21 protein-coding genes are annotated in these 20,953 nt (G+C 54.1%); 15 read left to right on the top strand and 6 right to left on the bottom strand.

The features are described 5' to 3' along the window. Window positions 1-2 precede the first annotated feature (2 nt). Window positions 3-1,106 carry a DNA recombination protein RmuC gene (locus JNK54_00605; GenBank protein MBL8022769.1) on the top strand — a complete coding sequence of 368 codons (1,104 nt, stop codon included), beginning with the start codon at window positions 3-5 and terminating at the stop codon, window positions 1,104-1,106. Here the strand turns inward: JNK54_00605 and JNK54_00600 are convergent. From JNK54_00600 to JNK54_00580, 5 genes are all read right to left on the bottom strand, one after another. Beyond that, window positions 1,084-2,016 (bottom strand): HipA domain-containing protein, encoded by a 933-nt coding sequence (locus JNK54_00600; protein ID MBL8022768.1) that lies wholly within the window; start codon window positions 2,014-2,016, stop codon window positions 1,084-1,086. The genes JNK54_00605 and JNK54_00600 overlap by 23 nt on opposite strands. Next, on the bottom strand, window positions 2,006-2,344 hold the full coding sequence (locus JNK54_00595; GenBank protein ID MBL8022767.1) for a HipA N-terminal domain-containing protein: 339 nt from the start codon (window positions 2,342-2,344) through the stop codon (window positions 2,006-2,008). Before JNK54_00595 ends, JNK54_00600 begins: the two co-directional genes overlap by 11 nt. A 4-nt stretch (window positions 2,345-2,348) precedes the next feature. Beyond that, complete coding sequence (locus JNK54_00590) at window positions 2,349-2,561, bottom strand: helix-turn-helix transcriptional regulator (GenBank protein MBL8022766.1); 213 nt, start codon at window positions 2,559-2,561, stop codon at window positions 2,349-2,351. A 147-nt stretch (window positions 2,562-2,708) separates the two neighbouring features. Continuing rightward, on the bottom strand, window positions 2,709-3,026 hold the full coding sequence (locus tag JNK54_00585; GenBank protein MBL8022765.1) for an iron-sulfur cluster assembly accessory protein: 318 nt from the start codon (window positions 3,024-3,026) through the stop codon (window positions 2,709-2,711). Window positions 3,027-3,042: 16 nt separating this feature from the next. Further along, window positions 3,043-3,366, bottom strand: a complete 324-nt coding sequence (locus JNK54_00580; protein MBL8022764.1) for an iron-sulfur cluster assembly accessory protein — start codon at window positions 3,364-3,366, stop codon at window positions 3,043-3,045. Between the two features lie 166 nt (window positions 3,367-3,532). Between JNK54_00580 and def the strand changes: the two genes are divergently transcribed. From def to JNK54_00550, 6 genes are read left to right on the top strand one after another with little or no spacing between them, the layout of a single operon-like run. Continuing rightward, the gene (gene def / locus JNK54_00575) at window positions 3,533-4,069 is read left to right on the top strand and encodes a peptide deformylase (protein MBL8022763.1); all 537 of its coding nucleotides are present in this window, start codon (window positions 3,533-3,535) and stop codon (window positions 4,067-4,069) included. 39 nt (window positions 4,070-4,108) lie between these two features. After that, window positions 4,109-5,005: a methionyl-tRNA formyltransferase gene (locus JNK54_00570; GenBank protein MBL8022762.1), complete on the top strand. Its 897-nt coding sequence runs from the start codon at window positions 4,109-4,111 to the stop codon at window positions 5,003-5,005. A 15-nt stretch (window positions 5,006-5,020) separates the two neighbouring features. Then, the gene (gene htpX / locus JNK54_00565; GenBank protein MBL8022761.1) at window positions 5,021-5,917 is read left to right on the top strand and encodes a protease HtpX; all 897 of its coding nucleotides are present in this window, start codon (window positions 5,021-5,023) and stop codon (window positions 5,915-5,917) included. 12 nt (window positions 5,918-5,929) lie between these two features. After that, window positions 5,930-7,006 carry a 23S rRNA (adenine(2503)-C(2))-methyltransferase RlmN gene (gene rlmN / locus JNK54_00560; GenBank protein MBL8022760.1) on the top strand — a complete coding sequence of 359 codons (1,077 nt, stop codon included), beginning with the start codon at window positions 5,930-5,932 and terminating at the stop codon, window positions 7,004-7,006. A gap of 47 nt (window positions 7,007-7,053) precedes the next feature. Then, complete coding sequence (locus JNK54_00555) at window positions 7,054-8,097, top strand: PASTA domain-containing protein (GenBank protein MBL8022759.1); 1,044 nt, start codon at window positions 7,054-7,056, stop codon at window positions 8,095-8,097. After that, the gene (locus JNK54_00550; protein MBL8022758.1) at window positions 8,094-8,777 is read left to right on the top strand and encodes a ribulose-phosphate 3-epimerase; all 684 of its coding nucleotides are present in this window, start codon (window positions 8,094-8,096) and stop codon (window positions 8,775-8,777) included. The genes JNK54_00555 and JNK54_00550 overlap by 4 nt, the downstream gene beginning before the upstream one ends. A gap of 91 nt (window positions 8,778-8,868) precedes the next feature. On the opposite strand, the gene JNK54_00545 is transcribed toward JNK54_00550, so the two are convergent. Beyond that, window positions 8,869-10,767 (bottom strand): DUF2723 domain-containing protein, encoded by a 1,899-nt coding sequence (locus JNK54_00545; protein ID MBL8022757.1) that lies wholly within the window; start codon window positions 10,765-10,767, stop codon window positions 8,869-8,871. 117 nt (window positions 10,768-10,884) lie between these two features. Between JNK54_00545 and JNK54_00540 the strand changes: the two genes are divergently transcribed. The 8 genes from JNK54_00540 to otsB all read left to right on the top strand — a co-directional run bounded on the left by JNK54_00540 (window position 10,885) and on the right by otsB (window position 20,945). Continuing rightward, window positions 10,885-11,427, top strand: coding sequence for a superoxide dismutase family protein (locus JNK54_00540; GenBank protein ID MBL8022756.1), 543 nt, complete (start codon window positions 10,885-10,887; stop codon window positions 11,425-11,427). Between the two features lie 2 nt (window positions 11,428-11,429). Next, entirely contained in the window at window positions 11,430-12,362 is a 933-nt protein-coding gene (locus tag JNK54_00535; GenBank protein ID MBL8022755.1) for a hypothetical protein, read from the top strand. A gap of 156 nt (window positions 12,363-12,518) precedes the next feature. Beyond that, window positions 12,519-13,568, top strand: a complete 1,050-nt coding sequence (locus tag JNK54_00530; protein MBL8022754.1) for a hypothetical protein — start codon at window positions 12,519-12,521, stop codon at window positions 13,566-13,568. Between the two features lie 60 nt (window positions 13,569-13,628). Further along, window positions 13,629-14,531 carry a mechanosensitive ion channel family protein gene (locus tag JNK54_00525; protein MBL8022753.1) on the top strand — a complete coding sequence of 301 codons (903 nt, stop codon included), beginning with the start codon at window positions 13,629-13,631 and terminating at the stop codon, window positions 14,529-14,531. A gap of 77 nt (window positions 14,532-14,608) precedes the next feature. Next, the gene (locus tag JNK54_00520) at window positions 14,609-16,450 is read left to right on the top strand and encodes a sodium:proton antiporter (GenBank protein ID MBL8022752.1); all 1,842 of its coding nucleotides are present in this window, start codon (window positions 14,609-14,611) and stop codon (window positions 16,448-16,450) included. Window positions 16,451-16,580: 130 nt separating this feature from the next. Then, window positions 16,581-18,818 (top strand): trehalose-6-phosphate synthase, encoded by a 2,238-nt coding sequence (locus JNK54_00515; protein MBL8022751.1) that lies wholly within the window; start codon window positions 16,581-16,583, stop codon window positions 18,816-18,818. Between the two features lies 1 nt (window position 18,819). Further along, window positions 18,820-20,142 carry a chloride channel protein gene (locus tag JNK54_00510; protein ID MBL8022750.1) on the top strand — a complete coding sequence of 441 codons (1,323 nt, stop codon included), beginning with the start codon at window positions 18,820-18,822 and terminating at the stop codon, window positions 20,140-20,142. Beyond that, complete coding sequence (otsB, locus tag JNK54_00505; GenBank protein ID MBL8022749.1) at window positions 20,139-20,945, top strand: trehalose-phosphatase; 807 nt, start codon at window positions 20,139-20,141, stop codon at window positions 20,943-20,945. The genes JNK54_00510 and otsB overlap by 4 nt, the downstream gene beginning before the upstream one ends. The last annotated feature ends 8 nt before the right edge of the window (window positions 20,946-20,953 follow it).

Raw genomic sequence — 20,953 nt, 5'->3', positions numbered from 1 at the left:
TTGTGAATACGACCCTCCTTGTTTTGATCGGTCTGATCCTTGGGGTTCTGGGCGCCCTGCTGGTTGTCTGGAGGGCCAAGTCCACTGGGGGCTCTCTCCTTCTTCTTCAACAGCAAATGGACGCCCTTCGCCGCCAGTCGGCGGAATCCGCCCAAACCCAAACCGATCTTGTGACAGATCGCCTCATGCGTTTAGGCGCTGAAGTCAATCGCCAGTTGGAAACCGTTGGACAACGGGTTCAAGAAAGCCAGAAATCTGTGGGGGATCGCCTGGACAGTGCCACCCGAGTGGTGGGGGAAGTTCAAAAAAGCTTGGGGGTTCTGGGCCAAGCGTCGGATCGAATCTTTGAGATCGGCAAGGACATTTCCAGTCTTCAGGATATTTTGAAGGCGCCGAAACTTCGCGGAGGCTTGGGGGAATTCCTTCTTGCGGATCTGCTGCGGCAAATCCTTCCGGCCCAGAACGTGGAACTGCAACACACGTTTAAAACACGCGAAACAGTTGATGCGGTGATCCGGTTGGGGGGACGGTTGGTCCCTGTCGACGCAAAGTTTCCCCTGGAAAACTTTCGGAAAATGCTGGACGCCACCACCGATGAAGAACGGCGGGTGCTCCGCAAAAAGTTCGGGGCGGATTTGCGCAGGCACGTGGACGCGGTGGCGTCAAAATATATTCTTCCGGACGAAGGCACCTTTGATTTTGCGCTTCTCTATATTCCGGCCGAGAACGTGTATTACGAATGCATCGTGAAAGACGAGGGAGAAGAGGGGGCCTTGATGGAATACGCTCTCCGCCGTCGGGTTGTCCCTGTTTCTCCGGGGAGTATCTACGCATATCTTCAGGTGATCGCGCTGGGGTTGCGGGGTTTCCAAATTGAGGAAAACGCCCGGCGGATCATGGAAGATCTCGGGCGATTAAGAGAGAATTTGGCACGATTTGCCGAAGATTTTGATTTGGTGGGGCGCCATCTGTCCAACGCTAAGACAAAATACGACGACGCTGGTCGCCGGTTGGAACGGTTTCAAGACAAACTTTCAACCATCGCCAACACCGCGCCGTCCATTGGTCCTTCCCCAGACACCCCTACCCTTCCTTCAAAGTCGTAAACAGTCGCCGGTGGCGTTCCTGTATAAGCCCGATAAGTTTTTCGCGAAGGACGGGGGAGAGCGTTGATGTCTGGGCGAATGTGATGAGCCTTTCAAGCGTCGAGCTGAATTTTTTAAAAGTAAACTGAGAGGCCTTCGGATCGATGCGGAGTGATGTCGCCAGGACTTCAAAATCTTTCCGTGTGAGTCCGTGGTGTTTGCCGTTGACTGTCAAAGCGGAGTCTGATTCGTCCGGGAGATACACTTTGGACGACACAAAGTCGTAGCAAGGGGCCAGTTTGATCACCCTCTGGGGGTCTGTTAAGAGGGCCCAATTCTTTTGGTGCATGTCGCCGTTGCCAATTAAATAACAGAAGAGAACGCGCTCAAAAAAATCTAGGGCGTCGAGACCTGTTCGGGTGGCATGAAGGCGGATGATTTTCCCCAAGCTCTCCAAGGATCCAGCGTATTTGTTTTCTTGGCCGGAAATTTGAAAAAATGTTTCTTTCGGTAACTTCTTTCCGTTTTCCAGACGATCGAACCTTTTCACGATGTAGCAGAAGGTCCCGTCCGCCATTGCAAATAATCCGTGCGGTGGAACATTTAAGCCCAACGTGGACGCCATATTCATGCAGAGGTTTTCATTGTGGGGGAGTTCGGCGAAAGTTCCGGGTTCGGGTTTCAAAATGTGAGTCCCTCCCTCTGAAACGGTTTCAACTCTCCAGGTTTCCGGATCAATCCTTACGGACAGTTTCATTTGAATTCCCGATATGGACATGCGCATGTTCGTTTTAAGGGCTTGTCCCGGAACCTCCGCGGTGCCGAAGGGGATCAGGGGAACGCGTGATTTCCCAAAAAGAGACTTTAGGCATTTCGGGTGGTACGTTTTATTATCCGACGGTTTTAGGCAAGACAGACAATTATTTTTCATTGTAAGTTATCGGGCGCACACTTACGGCACCCACAGGATCCCGTCCCGTGTGCAATAGAAGCCTGAATTTGTCGGTTTTGTCAATTTTGGCCGCTTTGGCCGTGAGGTCCAAGAGCCAGCCCTCAGGAAGAAGGCCGTCAAAGAAAGAGAAAAGGCGGGGGCATTCATACGCTTTTTCTCGAAGAGGGAGTGAAAAACTTATGGGGTGAGCCTCCGGGGATTTTAAATAGGTTGGTTCGTAAACAAAAATAAAACCCTGGGCCGTTTTTGATAGGGTACCGGCCCTTTGGTTAAATGCGAAAACGGCGGCCCGCTGTTCGTTGTCTATCACGTCAATTCTCGTGGCGCGTGAGATCCGTTGGTCCGAGACATTTTCCGAAAAGAACGAGGACTTTATTGGTGGTATCCATACGAAGGGAGGGTTTGCCCTGCTCCAAATCTCGAAGGAACCGTAGCCCCACGCCAGCTTTTTTCGCCAGGTCGATTTGAGTCAGGCGCGACTCCTTGCGTTCTTTCTTCACAAATTCTGAGATATTGTTTTTCATTTATCCCCTTCCGGGTATAAAAATAATCTGTCGTAATAAAAAATAGTTATTTGGTTTATTACCTTATTAATTATACCCGTTAAGGGTTATTAATTCAACTATTTATTGAGCAGGTGGAAATATTTGGAAGTGAGGCTATTTCCTGGGTTATACTGCGAAAGATTCTCCGCACGAACAGGACGTGGACGCGTTGGGGTTTTTGAAAATGAAGCGGCGGGAAAAGACGGTGTCCTCGTAATCCAGGGTTGTGCCGGCCAGGAAGAGCAGACTTTTTTTATCCACGTAAACCGTAAGATTTTCTAGATCCACCCGATGGTCTTCCGCTGGGGCCGGTCCGGACCAGGGGTCCAGGTTGTAGCTGAATCCAGAACACCCGCCCGGCGTGACCTTAACGCGGAGGGCGCGGTCCTGGGGTTTCCGGGCGGCGAGCAATACCTGGGCGCGGGCCGCGGCCCGATCGGTGATTTCGAAAAGATTTTTTTTAGGCGTTGAAGGATTTGCCACAACCACAGGAAGATTTCGCGTTGGGGTTAGAGATGGCGAATCCGCCGCCCGAAAAATCTTCTTTGTAATCAACCACCGACCCTGTGAGCAGTCCGGCGGTCTGCGGATCCACGAGAAGTTTCACTCCCGCTTGATCCAATTCCGTGTCCCCCTCTTTTTTATCGTCAAAGGTAAACCCGTATTGGTAACTGGAGCACCCCCCCTTCTCCACCACCACCCGGAGGGATTTTCCGGCCAGAGAAGGGTCCCCGGTAAAAATATCTTTCACTTTCTTTGCCGCGGTTTCCGTCAGTGTGATCATGGGAATCCTCCTGTTCTTAGGGTGAGACCCGTGGGTCTCTTTTCGTGGAGGGGACCTCTGCGGACACCCTCTTGGGGACGGTCCATTCCACTCCGAATTTTCTATACTTTACTAAAATAGTCATATATTGTCAATTCCGTCGATGACTTAGTATAATGTCCAAACTATGGATCACGCCATTCCCAAAAATCTTCCCTCGTTGCTGCCGATCGTGAAATACGGGAACCCGGTCTTGGTCAAAAAGGCTAAACCTGTGGGAACGATTGATGACGCGGTACTTCGATTAATTCCCGTCATGTTTAACACCATGTATGCCGAGCCCGGTATTGGATTGGCGGCGCCCCAGGTGGGCGTCTCTGTTCGTCTCATGGTCGTGGACGTTGCTCCGGATGGGAAAAGCCAACCCCTGGCTCTCATCAACCCAAAGATAGAGGTCTGGAAAGGGCGCATTCGGTCGGAAGAAGGGTGCCTTTCTTTTCCGGGGATCCAGGTGACGGTTCCTCGGGCGGCTTGGGTCAAAGTTTCAGCCATCAATGAGAAGGGGTTGCCCATCACCATTGAAGCGGAGGGACTTTTGTCCCGATGCCTTCAACACGAAATGGATCATCTGGATGGGGTGGTAATGATCGACCATTTGTCCCTGGCCCAACGGGTTAAAACGCTTTGGGAAATTCGCACACGAAAAAAATCCGGTCTCTGGTAGATCCCCGTGCTCTCCACCGTATTCTTTGGAACTCCTGATGTGGCCGTTCCGTTTTTGGAACGGTTAGCGAAAAATTCCCATGTGATGGGGGTCGTGACCTCCCCAGATCGTCCCGCGGGGCGCGGGTATGCTCTGGCACCCACGGAAGTGAAACGGGCGGCAGAGGCGCTGGGCTTGCCTGTTCAGCAACCGGAAAAGTTGGCGGGTTTTTCTCTAGCGGGAAGTTTTGGGAAAACGCCCGATGTGGGGATTGTTGTCGCGTATGGCCATCTGATTCCGCCTAGCGTTTTTAACGAGCCTCGCCGCGGTCTTGTGAACGTTCATTTTTCCCTCGTGCCCCGCTACCGGGGAGCTGGCCCCATGCAATGGGCCCTGATTCGGGGGGAATCGGAGACCGGTGTTTCCCTTTTTCAAATTGAAAAGGGTTTGGACACGGGGCCTGTCTTTCTTCAGGGGCGCATGCCCATTGAGGCCAAAGATAATGCCGTGACGTTGCGGGAGAAACTGGTGGGGCAGGGGATTGAACTTATGGAGGAGTTCCTGCGTAAATTGGAGCAAGGGGATTGTTCCCCTGTTCCCCAATCCGGGGAAGTCCTAATGGCTCCCCAATTGACGAAAGAAGACGGTCGAATTCGTTGGGGACAGCGTTCCGCTCTTGATATCGTCAATTTGATTCGCGGAACCTACGAGTGGCCCGGTGCTTTCGGGATTTTGAAAGGCCAACGGGTGAAGATTCGCCGGGCCGAAGCAGAAATTCAACAATCGGGTCGACCCGGGGAGATCACCGCCGTCGAGAAAGGGCGAGGATTTTTGGTAAAATGTTCCCCCGATAGTCTTTGGGTGTTACGGGTTCAGCCTGAAGGGAAAAAAGAAATGGACGCATCTGATTTTTGGAACGGCGCTCGCCTGGCGGTGGGCGACCGATTTGAAGAATAATCAAAGGAGTTCACAATGGCGATGATGAAACGTTTCATGCTTTTTATGGCGGTCAACCTTTTGGTTGTCGTTACAATTTCAATTGTTCTTAACGTCCTAGGTGTTCGCCCCTACATCACGGCCCAGGGGTTGGACATGACATCTTTGGCTATCTTTTGTTTGGTGTGGGGAATGGGTGGGGCTTTTATTTCCTTGGGTCTTTCCCGCATTTTGGCGAAGATGTTTCTCAAGGTGAAAGTCATTGACCCCGTCACGGCTTCGGGAGACGCGGCGTGGTTGGTCCAAACGGTGCACCAATTGTCTCGGCACGCCAATCTTCCCGGGATGCCTGAAGTGGGGATTTACGAAAGTCCCGAACTTAACGCTTTTGCCACCGGGCCCACCAAGCGTCGGTCTTTGGTGGCCGTTTCCTCAGGACTTTTGGAACGGATGGACCGGAACCAGGTGGAAGGTGTTTTGGGCCACGAGGTCAGTCACATCGCCAACGGCGACATGGTGACCATGACTCTCCTGCAAGGTGTGGTGAACGCTTTCGTCATGTTTCTCGCCCGCATCATCGCGTTCGCCATCAGTCAAAACGTGAAAGAAGGGAGTCGCCGGATGGTCCAATTCACCGTGACCATCGTTTTGGAAATCTTGCTCAGTTTCTTGGGGATGATGGTGGTGGCGGCTTTTTCCCGTTACCGGGAGTTTCGTGCGGACGCCAGCGGCGCTCGGTTGACGGGGCGGGAAAAAATGATCGCCGCGTTGGAAGGGCTCCGCCGTGGGGTGGGCCTTGAAGACAAACGCGCCCCTTCTTTGGCGGCCTTCAAAATTTCAGGGAAACGCGGAGGTCTCATGGCTCTGATGGCCACTCACCCGCCGCTGGACGTTCGAATCGCCCGCCTCCGTCAGTCGACGGGCGCCTTCTAAATTGAAACTCCTGTGACGTCTCCCGCCGCCCCGAGGCGGTCACTTCTCGATATCCCTTTCAACGACTGGTTCAAGGCCTTGGGCCTGGAACCGAAGGAAGCCTACCGTGTTCGGCAGGTCCATACCTGGGTTTTTGAGCGCCGGGCGAAGACCTTTGAGGAAATGAGTGATCTTCCTCAGGCGCTCCGGGAAAAATGGGACACGGAGTTTCGTTTGCGGTCTCTGGTGTTGAAACGACGGGATGTGTCCGCTGAGGATGGAACCGCGCGTCTTTTTTTTGAAACGGCCGACGTGGAGCGTTTTTCGTCTGTCTATCTCCCCGCCAAAGGGGGGGAAGGGGCGCGGTCGGCGCTCTGCCTTTCCAGCCAAATCGGTTGCGCCTGGGGGTGTGTCTTTTGCGCTTCCGGGCGGGTTCCTCTCGAAAGAAATTTAGCGGCCTCAGAAATCGTGGAGCAAGTGTTGTGGGCGGAAGAAGCCTTTGGGCATAAAATTTCGAGCCTTCTCTTTATGGGCATGGGGGAACCCCTCGCCAATTTCACGAACCTCGTGCAGGCCCTCCAGATTCTTCGATCCCCGTTGGGCCTCAACTTTGGGGCGCGGCATGTGACGGTTTCCACCACGGGATTGGTACCACAAATTCCGATGCTGGCCACGTTGGCTCCGAAAGTGAATCTGGCCATCAGTCTCCATGCCGCCGACGACGAGACCCGAAAAAAACTATTGCCCAAGTCCTCCGCGTGGCCCATCAAGGACCTTTTAAAGGCGGCGTGGGACTACCAACGATCAACAGGTCGCGGACGAGTCACGTTTGAATATATACTGATTAAAGGGGTCAACGATTCCACGCGCGAAGCTCAACGGTTGGCCAATCTTCTTCGGGCCAAAAAAGCCTGGATCAACTTAATTGCGTACAACCCGGTGGCGGGGGTTCCTTACGAGGCTCCCACGGATCTGTCCATGCATGAATTTGCTCGGGTGTTGACGGGCCGAGGCCTTTTCGTTCGGTTGCGGAAACCTCAAGGCACTGACATCGCCGCGGGGTGCGGCCAGTTGGGGGAAGCGGGCCCCTTAGGACGCGGACGGAAATAAGGGCGACGTTGTTCCTGCCCAACTCGATTCTCTAAGAGGATATCTCCATGGCATCGAACGATTCTCCGATTCCCGATAAAACGTCTAAAGCCAACGCCGGTTCGTCTCGCGTCGCCGCTCTCACGGCACGGGTAGGTCCCCGCGGGGGTGGGCGCCGATGGACGGGTTTTGCGGCTCTTTTTGTGGCGGCACTTTTGGCCACGGCTCTGGGGCTCCAGTGGGCCGTGACCGGGCTTTTGCATTCCAGGAAGGTGGTGGTGGTGCCTGACCTGACGGGGAAAACGTTGGAACAGGCGTTGGATATTCTTTCCCCTCTCCAATTGGCCTTGTCCAAAGAGGCGGTTCAATTCGATGAAAATTCTCCGCCTGGGGCTATTGTTCGGCAGGCCCCACCGGCGGAACTTCGTGTGCGAGAAGGAAAAATTATTCGTGTCACCCTCTCGTCGGGGGGGCAAGTGGTCTTTGTTCCCGACGTGATCGGAGTGACGTTGACGGAGGCCCAGAACCGATTGCGTTCGGGCGGCTTGTCATTGGGAGCGGTGTCTCAAATCTATTCCGGCCAACATCCGGCCGGCACGGTGATGGAACAGACTCCTTTGGCCAGCGCTGTTGTTCCACCCAACGCCATGGTGGACCTCAAGTTGTCCAAGGGGCTTCCGCCTGAGGGGATGTCGCTCATGCCGGACTTCGTCAATCAATCCATCACCCAGGCCCGCCAGTGGGCGGAGGAACGAAAAATTGCTCCTGAAATTAAAGAAGAAATGACCACTGTTTTCCTCCCGGGTGTGGTGATCCGCCAATTCCCTGCGCCGGACACGGCGGTGACCGAAAAAACGGCGATTTCTTTTGTGGTGGCGTTTTCTTCGGGAACCTTAGACGGGACGGCTCGATCGGTTCGATATCAATTGCCCTCGGGTTCCGGATCGGTTCGAGTGCGAGTTCTGTTACGGGACGATCTGGGGGAGAGGGAAGTTTTTTCTTCGGTTCAGGGGTCTGGCACCCTCGTGGACGTTCCCGTATCTCCCCAGGGGGCCGCCCGGGCCCACATTTTCATCAACGGTGTTTTGGTGGAGGAGCGCGAAATCCAATGACCCCCCACCCTCTGGTGATCGCGCCATCCATCCTGTCCGCTGATTTCGCGCGGTTGGGCGAGGAAATTCGTCGAGTGGAAAAGGCGGGGGCGGATTGGGTTCATGTGGACGTGATGGATGGGCATTTTGTTCCGAACCTGACCATCGGTCCGGTGGTGGTTCACTGGTTAAAGAAATGCACCGCTCTTCCCCTGGACGTCCATCTCATGATTGAACATCCGGAAAAATACATCCCGGAGTTTGCCAAGGCCGGTGCTTGGAACATCACGATCCATTGGGAAGCCTGTCGGCGTCCGTTGGACGTGCTGCGTCTCATCAAGGACCACGGGTGTCGGGCGGGGATCTCGGTGCGCCCTCGAACGCCCATCCAAAAGATTGCTCCTTTATTGAACGAATTGGATTTGGTCTTGGTTATGACCGTCGAACCGGGCTTCGGCGGTCAATCGTTTATGCCGGATATGATGCCCAAAGTCCGGTGGCTCCAGGATAAATTTGCGGGGGTGAAGAGGTCAAAGCGGCCTTGGATCGAGGTTGATGGGGGGATCAATAACGACACCGCTCCCATCGTCGTCCAGTCGGGAGCCGATGCTCTCGTGGCCGGAAACGCGATTTTTGCCGCTCCCAACCCCGCGACCGCCTTAAAAACTCTCCGCCACCGCGCCCAAACCCCGATCCTCTAGCCCGAAATCCCCAGTTGAATCACGGGATTCGACAAAAAAATCGGGCCTTTTTCCTTCCCAAAAAAGTTTGTCCGTAGTCCCCGCGACCGCGCTAGCGCCATCCCACTTTTTGGGCCATCCGGTTTCTCAAGGTACGCGCCAGTTCAAAATGGGGATCCACATCCAACGCCATTTGGGATGCGTCATAGGAGGCGCGAAAGTGCCCTTGGGTGGCGTGGATCACGGCCCGGTTGTAATGGCCAATGGAATAGAGGTAGAAAATTTCTTCCACAAAATAATTCTCCCGTAAAGCAGCGGGAACGGGCGGTACTCCCGCCCAGGAATCCAACCCCTCGGGTTCCATCTCGAGATTCACGTCTTGCGCGATCTCAAACGCCAAACCGCTGGGACGTAAAACGAAGGGATTTCCCAGAACGCCCAACTCCTGAAATTCCGTCCCCGGCACCCCAATAAGGAAGAGGGGAAACTTCCCGTAATTATTTGTGATCACTTTTTTTAGAGTGGGGGTTCCCTGGGGACCGAAACCGAGTTCCGGATAGTGAACCCGGATGTGGTCCGCGTAGGCGGCACTGATGTTGGCGTTTAAAATCTTGATGTCGGTCCGGACCCGGGAAAGTCGTTGGAGATACCAAAGAGTAAAAAGTGAATTGTCCCCGTTAACGAAAAGGACCGCGTTGGGAGGGAGAGTGAAGAGCAGGTCTCGCCCGTATCTCTCACAGAGGTCAAAGGTGGCAAAGTTGAGCCGGCGGAAGTTTCGGGCCAGAAGGAAGGTGGGAAGAACCAACAACAACACAAAAACCAGGGCGGCCGCGGTTTTGGGGTGCCTTTTTCCCCCGGCACTTTTTCGAACGTGTTCAGAAAGTTGTGCCATCCCAACCCCAATTCCCACCGCGAATAATAAAAATGAAGCCACAAAAAACCGTTCCAAAATGGTTTTCAGCACAACGGAAGTGGCGGGCATTCCGGCCCAGGCGAGAAAAAAGGGCCCAGCTAAAAATCCCGACAAGCCGATCATAAGGAAGATCCGGGGAGACTTCCAAAGAAGGACGCCAAACCCCCAAAGGCCCAAGACAATTCCCGCCCAAGAAAAACTTTTTAAGAGGGATTGGCCATAGAACGCCAACACGGAGGCCATCGCCGGTTCGTTGAAGGGAGTGTATTCCGGTGTGAGGGACGTGACGCCATAGGCGCGACGTGTGAAATGGTCAATGAAGCGGGAAAAAGTTGTTACGGTTCCCGCGTTCATGTACGGCATGGCGTGCGCTCGGAGGGGAACGTAAAGGTAGGGGGTGAGACCGATAAAAAGGCATCCCACGGCCGCGAGCCATGCTTTGGGCCCCAGAGGTGTTTTGTTTTTTTTGGCCCACGCGATCACCCCGATCAGCACTCCCGGAACCATGAAAACAATGGAGTGGTGGTGAGAAAAAGCGAGGCCCAAAAAGAAGGCGAGTCCGTACAACTTTTTAGGGTTTGTCCTAATGGCCTCTTCAGGGGTTTGAAAGGACGGGGAGAGGTTGAGAACGCTTAACACGATGAGTCCATAGAAAAAGGCGTTCAAGGCGGTGATCTCTGGAACGTGAGCGTATAACCAAAAGTGATAGGAACACGCCAAGGTTAAGGCTCCCGCGAAAGCGGCAAGAAGTTGCCCTGTAAGAAGGGTCAGAATGAAGAACAGGGCAACGATGGCAAGGGATCCACTTAACGCGTTAAAGAGATGCACCCCCCACGCCGGAGCGTGTGGAGTGAAGAGAGAAAAAACACCCCCACCCAGGGTGAAGAGGGGATAGCCTGGGGCGTGGGCGACACCAAAACTGGCGGCCGCGGCGGTCATTTCGGCCGAATCACCACAGGAAATCAATGTGAGCGAACTGGTTTTGACATACAGAAAAAAGACGAGGACCCCCACAAGAGTCGCGATCCATCGGATGGGTTTTAAGGGGCCTTGCGTCACCGGAGAGTGTTGATGAATAGGGGGTTTTCTCTGTTTCAAAAGAGGGCGGTCTCCCAGGAAACTTTTTAACGCGAATCTTGTTAAAAAGATTACCATACTTGAAAGAGGATTTTATAGTTCTACCAAATCGAACGAGTGCAGGGAAAGGAGCTTCCTATGAAAATTCAGATGAGGCGGGGTCCCCACCGATTAAAAGTTTTGGTTGTCATTTTAACCCTTGGAACGGCATCGGCTGTTTTAGCGGAAAAAGGGGTGGCGATCCTGAAGGGAACCGCCGCCGAATCTTCCATTGCGGGGACCGTCTCGTTTCAAGACACGCAAAAAGGGTTGGAAGTGACCGCCACGTTAGCGGGACTGGCCCCCGGGTTGCACGCCTTCCATATCCATCAGTTCGGGCTTTGCGCCGATATCGGGAAAGCCGCTGGGGGCCATTACAATCCCAAAAGTTCTCCCCATGGGTATCTCCCGAAAGACGGGCCCCATCGGGCCCACGCGGGAGACATGGGGAACCTAACGGTGGGTGCAGACGGTACCGCTCGATTGAAAACGGTTCTCCCGAAAATTACTCTGTCGCAAGGCAAGTCCACGGTGGCCGGGAGGGCTGTGATCGTTCATGAGAAGGTGGACGACTTTAGCCAACCCGTTGGGAACGCGGGGGGACGTGTGGCCTGTGGCGTGATTACGATCACAGGGGAATAAGCGTGCCCCACGTTTCCTTGATCCGATGGGGTGGGGTGTTGGGGGCCACGTTGTTCCTCGCGTCAATGGTCCCTGCGGCTCCCTTTGACAAAACCTTCTGGGACCATTGGGGCGATGGAAAGGCGGAAGTGTCAGGGTATGAGCTCACGTTCCCCCGTTACGGGGAACTCCGTCAAGGAACGGCCGTCTTAATTTTCGTGACGGAACCTTTTTCGGATTCGAAGCGGGTGAAGGCGGACCCGGGAAAGAATCCGAAATCTGACGAGTTTCAAGTGATGAAGCTTAACGTTGTGCGCGATTTCCCCACAGGGGTTTACGATTACAACTTGATGACCAGCGTTTTTCTGGGGCTGGAACCCTTTGGGGGAAAAGGATTACGCGGTCAACAGGCCGCGGGGACACCGGCCAAAATTTCTTTTTCGGCTCAGGAATGGTGCGGGCAGGTCTATGAGCAAGCCCTGTTCCGAAAAGATTCCGTGAACACGCTGTGGCACAGTTACTTTGATGGGGAAGCGGACGGGAATTCCCAGCTCCCTTTTCCGGAAAAGGGAGCCAGTGAGGACGCTCTTTTTCTCTGGGCCCGTGGCTGGGCCAACCCTCGCTTGAATCCTGGCGAAACCCGTGACGTTCCGCTTCTTCTCTCCTTGGTCACGTCCCGGTTGAACCACACCCCCCTGGTGTGGAAAAACACCAAGCTCTCCCGCGGTTTAACGAGCGAATCGATCAAAGTTCCCGCCGGCACTTTTGCCGCCGAAGTCTGGACAGCCGAAACGGAAGGAGGTCCGGCCTGGACCTTTCACGTGGAGGCTGTTGCTCCACACCGGATCCTGAAATGGACCACAAGCGAAGGCGAACAGGGCCTCTTAAAAAAGTCCGAACGTCTCCCCTACTGGAAAAGGAACGGTTCCCAATGGAACTCACGGATAGAAGAGTGACTGAATTGACGTGCCCAGACCAAACTCTTAAAATGGGCCATGCCCCACAGCGATCGACTGAATAGATCACGTGAGTTTTCCACCGGTAGTTTGGGGGGCTTCCCTGTCCGATTTCTGATGGATGGGGTCCTCCGGAAGTTTTTGTTTCCCTAAATCATGATGACCCTCCCCTCAACCATCGATTTCCTCTGGATGAGATTTGTTTTGTCAGCGCTCTTTGTTGTGGCGGCGGGCATTAGTATTGGCCGCGTGAGTGGGGAATTGGGGGAGCGGCTGGGGTTGGGGCGTGCCTGGTCGGGAGCCGTATTCTTGTCGCTGGCCACCACGTTGCCCGAACTGGTTTCTTCCGTGACGGTTGTTCTCCGGGGGGCCCCGGGGATGGCCGTAGGGGGAATTCTCGGGAGCATCGTTTTTAACCTGTTTATCCTTGCGTTGGTCGATTTGGTGGGGGTGGATTCTATTTATCGCCGAGTTTCCTCGAATCACGTGGCCACAGGTCTGTTAGGATGCGCTCTTCTGGGCACTCTGGTCACAGGGCTCTCTATCGGGGCGGGTGGGGGTGGAATGAGTTTCGGTTTGGGGCATGTGGGATTGACGCCCCTCACGATTCTGGCTTTGTTCGCCTTGGGCCAATTTGTTCTCTTGAGACTGGCGCGAGGCGGATCGGGAGAGGAACGAAGGGTCAATGTATCCACCGTGTTCAACCGGATGTCGTTAACGGGACTCTTTTTTGTCTACGCGGGAATAGCGGGAGTGATCCTCGTGTCCGCCTACAATCTCGGTGTTGCGGCACAAGGATTGGCCTCCCATTACAGTCTTGGTGCGACGTTTGCGGGAGCCATCCTCTTGGGCGTTGTGACGAGTTTACCTGAAATTTCCAACGCTACGGCGTGCGCCAAAAAGCGTGAATTTGACCTTGCCGTTGGAAACATCTTGGGCGCTAACGCCATTGTGTTGACCGTCTTAGCCATCGCTGATTTATTTTATTTCCCCGGAAGAATCCTCTCTCTCTTGTCCCCAGGAGAAGCCCTTTCGTCCATTGCCATGGCGGGGATTGCCATCGTGATGCAAGCCATCGTTTTGGGGGCGCTCGCGTCCCGAAGCGGGGATCGCGTCTGGCGGGTGGGGATTGCTTCCCTTCTCCTCACAAGTCTCTACGGGGCTAGTCTCCTCATTTCCTATCGATTTTCGACGGGTCCCTCCTGACGGGGAAGCCTACACGAAGGTCATTTTTTCAAGACATTCTTTTCTTGTTCGGAGGATACGATGACAATGGATTTAGTTAAAAAGTGGGTCTTTGATCCCTCTCTGGGGAAGGTGATTGCTGTGGGGATCGGATTGATTATGACCTCTCTGCTTATTCGAGGGTTACAGAATTGGGTGGGGGGGCGAGTTAAAAGCACGGAACTTCGTTACCGCGCCAAGAAAATCATAGGTTTTACAGGATATCTGATTGCTTTTTTTATCGTGGGGGCAATCTTCAGTGATCGGTTGTCCCGATTTACAGTGGCGTTTGGGGTGGCCGGGGCTGGGATTGCTTTTGCCTTGCAGGAAGTCATTGCCAGTGTGGCGGGATGGATCGCGGTTTCGTTTGGAAACTTTTACAGTCCAGGGGACCGCATTCAGTTGGGAGGGACGAAAGGGGACGTGATCGATATCGGGGTCTTGCGTACCACCCTGATGGAAGTAGGTCAATGGGTGAACGCGGACCAATACAACGGCCGGATCGTGCGGGTGGCGAACAGTTTTGTATTTAAAGAACCCGTCTACAACTATTCCGCGGATTTTCCGTTCCTTTGGGATGAAATTATTTTCCCCGTGCGCTATGGTTCGGATTGGGTTTTTGCCAAAGAAACCTTGACCCGCGTGGCGGACGAAGTGGTGGGGGATTACGCCGCTCGCACACGGGCCTCGTGGGAGGTCCTTTCTAGGAAATATTTGTTGGAAGACACGGACATTGCGCCCATCGTCACGTTGCGTGCCGATGAAAACTGGATAGAATTTACTCTGCGTTACATCGTGGATTACCGGAGACGCAGGACAACGAAGGATCGATTGTTTTGCCGTCTCTTAGAAGAGGTCGATAAAAACCCGACCCGTTTGCGGATTGCCACGGCGGGATTCGAAGTCTTGTCTGTCCCTGGGCTTGATGTGAACGTGAAACGCTAACCCCGTCTTCTTTTCAACCCCGTCCGGTTTAAACGGGGGTGGAATTCGGGTCCACTAAATCCTAAAGTAGAATCCCCATGATGGTTCACCAGCCCCTCCTCACTATTCTGTTCATGATTGTTGGCGGTGTGGCTTGCCTGCTGATTGCCCAGCGAACACGTATTCCCAGCATCCTTTTTTTATTGTGTGCGGGAATTGGGCTGGGACCTCACTTTGCGGGACTGGTCCAACCCGAAGTGTTTCGGTCCAATCTCTCGACCTATATTTCCCTCCTGGCCGCCTTGGTCCTCTTTGAGGGGGGGGCGTCCTTAAAAAAAGATCAATTCCGAGAGGTTTCTGGGATCGTTCGCAACCTTTTAAGCGTGGGGGTGTTGGTGACTTGGGCCGGGGTAACGTTGGCTGTTCATGGGTTGATCGGGGCTCCCTGGCGGGTGGCGGTCCTGTTCGGTGCCCTCATGATTGTCACCGGGCCCACCGTTGTGGGCCCTATTCTCCAGCGTGTTCGAGTCCGGGAACAACTTCATAACGTACTCAAATGGGAGGGGATTCTGGTTGACCCCCTGGGGGTTGTCATGGCCGTTGTGGTGTTTGAGCTCTTGCACTTAAACCATGTGGGGTGGGTGGGGGGCCTCGGCCTCTTTGCCGCTCGACTCGTTCTGGGGGCGATTCTGGGACTGGCGGCAGGCGCGGTCATCACGGGTTCGTTGCGCAAGAGTCGGTTGCTCCGTTTTGAAGGGGACGAGTTCGGCGGGTTGTTTATGCTGGCGGCGGTTTTGTTTTTCTTTGGAGTTTCCGATGTGATTTTATCTGAAACAGGGCTGGTGGTGGCCACCGTGGCGGGTATTTATGTGGGGAACAGTGCGTTCCCGGGGAAGGAAGAAATACTTCGGTTCGGAAGGCAGCTCACCCTCTTTTCCCTTTCGGTTCTCTTCATCCTTCTCTCCAGCGGAATTCCCGTGGGGGACTTGGTTTTGTGGGCGAAGCCATCCGGGGTTCTCTTGGTTGTCATGATTTTTTTGATTCGCCCTCTTTCTGTTCTCGCCAGTTCCTGGGGGGGAGGCCGGATGCCCTGGCGGGAAACGGTTTTTATTTCGTTATTGGCGCCTCGAGGAATTGTTTCGGCGGCGTTGGCTTCTTTGTTTGCGGTGGCCCTGGTGGATCATAATATTCCGGGGACAACTTTTTTTCTCCCGGCGGCTTTTTTCGTCATTGTGGGGACCATTGTCTTTTACGCGGTGGTTTCTCCCTGGGCCGCTCGTTTGTTGAACGTCCGTGAGGAGCCCGGCAAGAATCTTGTCATTGTTGGCGCGAACCCTTTGGGAAGGCTCTTGGCCGCCGAACTTCTGAAGGACGGGGTGGTCTCTGTTTTCGTGGATACAAATCCCCAATTTTGTCGGAAGGCCCGTAAAGAAGGGTTTTCCGCTTCGCTCGGAAGCGGTTTCGACGCGGGCCGACTGGAATCTTTGGATTTCAAAGGGATTGGGCGAATGGTTGCTTTAACGTCAAACCATGAGGTCAACGTGTTGTCGTGTCAGGCCTTTTCCCGATTTCTTGGCAAAGCCAACACGTATCGGTTGTGGGGAGGCGGGGACACCTGGGAAAGTGTCCATTCCACGGCGTACGATGCGACGTGGGGGAGACCCTTGCTGTCTCCTCCCGCAGATGATCAGCCTTCCATTTGGGAGGAGTTAGAGGAAAAAAGGCTATCTTTGGAACGATTGTCGGTGGACACGCCCCTCACCCTATCTCCAGAGAGCCTGGCCGAGAAAAAAATCACATGGCCTTTTTACGCTTTGGTGGAGGGACAGGTGGTGTTTCCCCAGCCCGATACGCCGATTCCCGCGGGGGGGGTGCTGGTTCATATGGTTTTCTCAGATTCAAAACTTGCGGGGTTTTTAAAACTCCTTAAAAAAGTTTAGGGATTTCAAGTGAACCGGTATACAGGACCGTCCTAAAGCGATAAAATTAGGCTTAGACTTCTCCCCGCTTCCCGACAAGAGTGCGGTCCGGCTGCGCGTCAGCTGAATACATAAAATGGGGACCCCTAAAATGCGAATCACTTTCCGTTTGATTGTCTCACTTGTGGTGGCTGTGGCCGGTGTGGCGGCTCTGTTTGCCCGTTTCCAAGTCATCGAAGAGAGAACCCGCCTGGAAACCGAAATGGACCGTCGCGCACTCCTTTTGTGCGAGAGTCTTCAGGACAACGTGGAATCCTTGTTGGCCCGGGGATCCTCCCCGGCCTTGGGCCGGTTGGTCGAGAAATTTTCCAATCGAGAACGGGTGAAGGGAACGGCGGTCTATGGTGCGGACGGGAGCGTCCTGGCTGTGTCAAAGGCCTTGTCTGAACCCTTGAAAGAGCGGCCCCACGGGGTCAAGGACCTCCCCACCAAACCTTCCGGTACGTTTGAGATGTTGGCGGGCGTGCGCATGCACGTCTTTGGTCACCCTCTGGGCGACCCGGAGAACAACAAGGGGGTTATCCTTCTGGTTCAGGAGGCGGCCCACATTCCCGCGCATTTGAACAACATCTGGAAACGGGCTTTTTTACGCGTCCTTATTCAAATGGCTTTGATCACGTTGATTACGCTCTTGGTGGTTCGCTGGAGTGTGCAAGGCCCCATCGCTCGAATGGCCGATTGGATGAAACGTCTTCGTGCGGGTGAAGATTTGTCCAACCTCTCGGTCCCCAAAGAAGACGCCCTGTCTCCCATTGCCCGTGAGGTGAGTACGTTTGCTCAACACCTCAATCGGGCCCGAACCGCCGCCGAAGAAGAGGCTCGCTTGCGCCATCAATCGGAGGCTCTTTGGACTCCTGAAAAACTAAAAGAGGTGATGAAAAACCGTCTGCAGGGAAAGCCCCTCATCGTGGTGTCGAACCGAGAGCCCTACATGCATTTGCATCGGGGCCGAAAAATAGAATGCATTATTCCTGCCGGTGGATTGGTGGCCGCTTTGGACCCCGTCCTTCGTGCCACGGACGGATTGTGGATTGCCCACGGATCGGGGGACGCCGACTGGGACGTGGTGGATGACAAGAACCGTATTCGCGTTCCACCCGAGGACCCCCACTACACTCTGAAACGAGTGGCCCTGACAGAAGAAGAAGAGAACGGCTACTATTTCGGTTTCTCAAACGAAGGGCTCTGGCCCCTGTGTCACATTGCCCACGCGCGACCGATTTTCCGCCCGTCCGATTGGGAGCAATACACCGCGGTGAACGCCAAATTTGCCGCCAATGTGTTGGAAGAAATCGAAGGCATGACGGAACCTCTGGTTCTTCTTCAAGATTACCATTTCGCTCTTTTGCCCCGTTTGATCAAGGACAAACGTCCCGACGCGCGGATCGGTCTTTTCTGGCATATCCCGTGGACGAACCCGGAAGCTTTTGGGATCTGTCCCTGGCAGAAAGAAATCCTTTATGGAATGTTGGGCGCCGATCTTATTGGTTTTCACACCCAGTTCCACGCCAATAATTTTCTGGACACCGTTGACCGTACGCTGGAATGTCGTATCGAATGGGAACGCTTTACCATCAACAAAGGTGGCCACTCGACCCTGGTGAAGCCTTTTCCCATTAGCGTCGATTTTCCATCGGAAACAAAGAAAGGGGCTCCGGTCCCTGGGAAAGAAGAGCTTCTTAAAGAGCTCGGTGTTAAGGCGGAGTTTCTGGCGGTCGGGGTGGACCGTGTGGATTACACGAAAGGGATCCTAGAACGATTTCGTGCGGTGGAACGGTTCTTGGAGAAATACCCGGATTACCAGGGGCGGTTTACGTTGGTTCAATTGGGGGCCCCCAGCCGAACGCACATTAAGCGTTACGCGGATTTCTTGGCGGAAGTGGACCAGGAAGCGGACCGTATTAATTTAAAGTTTAAGGCCAAGTCATGGAAAGCCATTGTCTTCTTAAAACGGCACCACAACCCGGCTGAAATCCGTCCCTTTTACAAGCGGGCCGATGTGTGTCTGGTGACCAGTTTGCACGATGGGATGAACCTGGTGGCCAAGGAGTTTGTGGTGGCTCGGGACGACAGTGATGGTGTTCTGATTTTGTCACGGTTCGCGGGGGCTTCCCGGGAACTTCGCGACGCTTTGTTAATCAATCCCTACGATGTGGAACAAACAGCGGACGCCATTTACACGGGGCTCAATCTCGACCCGGCCGATCGGCGAGAACGCATGCGCCGAATGCGGGAAAACGTTCGTGAAAACAATATTTATCGTTGGGCCGGTAACCTGGTTTTGGAATTGGCCCAAGTGTCGACGTCCCAAGAAGGACCGCGCGGTTAACGTGAAGATGTTTACGTTGTTACGGGTGTTTGAGCGACGTAAAGTTCAAGTGGTGACGCTCGCCCTTTACTTAACCGCGGCCCTGGCGACGGGCGCTGGGTGCTATCTGTTCATGCGGGGTTTTGAGTTCATGAATACCCATCGCCTGGACTACCGAAGCGTCGGCCTTTGGTGTTGGATTACCACCCCGGTTCTATTTATCGGGGCCGTCTGTTTGATCCGGTTTATTTCTCCCTTCTCCGCTGGAACCGGAATTCCCCAGGCGATTTTCGCGGCGCAACATTTCACCAAAAATTTGGAAAGAAAGATTTTCCCCTTGGTGTCTCCCCTGGCCTTGATCATTAAAATTCTAGCGGTGTACATTGTGGTTTTGGCTGGGGCGTCGGTGGGGCGAGAGGGGCCCACTGTGCAAGTGGCTACATGTTTCTTTGTGGGCCTCCTGCTTCTGGGGCGTCGGTTCACCGGAATTCCCTTTGACATGCGCTCGGCGGTGGTGGCGGGTGGGGCCGCAGGGTTGGCGGCGGCTTTTAACGCCCCATTGGCGGGAGTGACTTTTGCGGTGGAAGAATTAACAGTGGATTATTTTTCAAGTATCAAGGATTACGTTTTGCTCGGGATCATCTGTGCCGCCATTGCCGCTAAATCGCTTACGGGAGAATACATCTATTTTGGAAAAGCCGCGGTCTTGGCTCCAGTGAAAGCTCCTATGGCGCTTTTGGTGGGGGTGGTGTGCGGGGGGGCTGGCGCACTTTTTTCCACGTTGCTGTTGCGTGGGACGAAATTGATTCGGGGGATTCAATGGCGGTGGGGTTGGATGGCCATCCCCGTTCTGCTCTCCTTTGGGGTTCTTTTAATGGCGACGATTGGGGGCCCCGATGTCTTGGGCCCTGGAAACGGGGCGGCTCAAAGTCTTATTCAAGGTCAATTTGGATCCTGGACCTATGTTTTTTTCCCTGCCAAGATGCTCGCGACTCTCTTGAGTTATTTGGCGGGAGCCGCGGGGGGGATTTTCGCGCCTTCCCTTTCTATGGGTTCGGCTTTCGGGGCGATCTTGGGTCATTGGTTCAACAGTCCGCCCGCGGGATGCGCGGTGGTGGGAATGGCGGCCTTCCTCTCCGGTGCCATTCAAGCCCCCATCACCGCTTTTGTCATTATTTTTGAAATGACGGGTTCCCATGACTCTCTGATTCCGATCATGTTGGCTTCTTTGGCCGCTTTCATGACGGCCCGTTTGTCTGGGGCGCAACATCTCTATAAGACGTTGGCGGCGCAATACGACGAGATCCTTCAAGAGAAACCGATGGAAAAGACGGATCCGTCATGAAGAAAAAAACTGACGCCCCTGTGAAAAAAAAGCTCTCTTGGCCTGTTTTGACCCGTTGTTTGGCGAGGGAGAAGAACGTATTGCTGGTGCTTGATTTCGATGGTACACTGGCTCCCCTTGTGCGGGTTCCTGATACGGCGCAGATGAGACCACGGATGTACAAACTCTTGGTAAAGTTGAAACGTCATTCCCCTCTGCATGTGGCCGTTATCAGTGGGCGATCTTTGGACGACATTCGCAAGCGTGTGGGAGTGCCCCGTCTGACCTATGGGGGAAGCCATGGGATGGAAATTCGAGGACCCGGGTTCGTTTTTAACCATCGGGAAGCGCTCCTCCTTCGACCTGTTGTGATCAAGTTGGTGAAAGATTGCCGTCGCGCTTTTTCCAGCGTGAAAGGCGTCCGCATTGAGCCAAAACGGTTGGGGGTGGCGGTTCATTACCGTGAGGTGGACGCGGCGTTGGTCCCTCGGTTGTTGCGGTTATTGGGGCAATTTCAAAAACGATCTCAGTCTCTCCCTGTCCGTTGGCGACAGGGCCATAAAGTATGGGAAGCCGTTCCCCGTGTGGGTTGGGACAAAGGGGAGGCCCTGCTTCTGTTAAGCCGCCATTTGAATCATCCGTATCCCATCGTCATTGGGGACGATCTTACCGATGAAGATATGTTTCGCGTCGTGGGATCGAAAGGAATTTCAATTCGAGTCGCTCCCCTGGGTCGGACTCAGGCCCAGTACATTCTTAAGAATCAAGAAGAAGTCTTCTCCGTTTTAGAGAGAGTGGATCAGTTTTTTCTAGAAAAACGGTGAACTTTAGA

The sequence above is a fragment of the Elusimicrobiota bacterium genome (genome assembly GCA_016788905.1).
Lineage (GTDB): Bacteria > Elusimicrobiota > Elusimicrobia > FEN-1173 > FEN-1173 > JADKHR01.
Note: the sequence above shows the minus strand (reverse complement) of the source record. Positions and strands in the feature narration are given on the sequence as shown.

What these genes read in the sequence shown, in the direction of transcription:
- JNK54_00600 (MBL8022768.1), bottom strand. Translation starts at nt 2,016, where the DNA reads ATGAAAAATAATTGTCTGTCTTGCCTAAAACCGTCGGATAATAAAACG.
- JNK54_00590 (MBL8022766.1), bottom strand. Translation starts at nt 2,561, where the DNA reads ATGAAAAACAATATCTCAGAATTTGTGAAGAAAGAACGCAAGGAGTCG.
- JNK54_00580 (MBL8022764.1), bottom strand. Translation starts at nt 3,366, where the DNA reads ATGATCACACTGACGGAAACCGCGGCAAAGAAAGTGAAAGATATTTTT.
- def (MBL8022763.1), top strand. Translation starts at nt 3,533, where the DNA reads ATGGATCACGCCATTCCCAAAAATCTTCCCTCGTTGCTGCCGATCGTG.
- htpX (MBL8022761.1), top strand. Translation starts at nt 5,021, where the DNA reads ATGGCGATGATGAAACGTTTCATGCTTTTTATGGCGGTCAACCTTTTG.
- JNK54_00555 (MBL8022759.1), top strand. Translation starts at nt 7,054, where the DNA reads ATGGCATCGAACGATTCTCCGATTCCCGATAAAACGTCTAAAGCCAAC.
- JNK54_00550 (MBL8022758.1), top strand. Translation starts at nt 8,094, where the DNA reads ATGACCCCCCACCCTCTGGTGATCGCGCCATCCATCCTGTCCGCTGAT.
- JNK54_00540 (MBL8022756.1), top strand. Translation starts at nt 10,885, where the DNA reads ATGAAAATTCAGATGAGGCGGGGTCCCCACCGATTAAAAGTTTTGGTT.
- JNK54_00530 (MBL8022754.1), top strand. Translation starts at nt 12,519, where the DNA reads ATGATGACCCTCCCCTCAACCATCGATTTCCTCTGGATGAGATTTGTT.
- JNK54_00525 (MBL8022753.1), top strand. Translation starts at nt 13,629, where the DNA reads ATGACAATGGATTTAGTTAAAAAGTGGGTCTTTGATCCCTCTCTGGGG.
- JNK54_00520 (MBL8022752.1), top strand. Translation starts at nt 14,609, where the DNA reads ATGATGGTTCACCAGCCCCTCCTCACTATTCTGTTCATGATTGTTGGC.
- JNK54_00515 (MBL8022751.1), top strand. Translation starts at nt 16,581, where the DNA reads ATGCGAATCACTTTCCGTTTGATTGTCTCACTTGTGGTGGCTGTGGCC.
- otsB (MBL8022749.1), top strand. Translation starts at nt 20,139, where the DNA reads ATGAAGAAAAAAACTGACGCCCCTGTGAAAAAAAAGCTCTCTTGGCCT.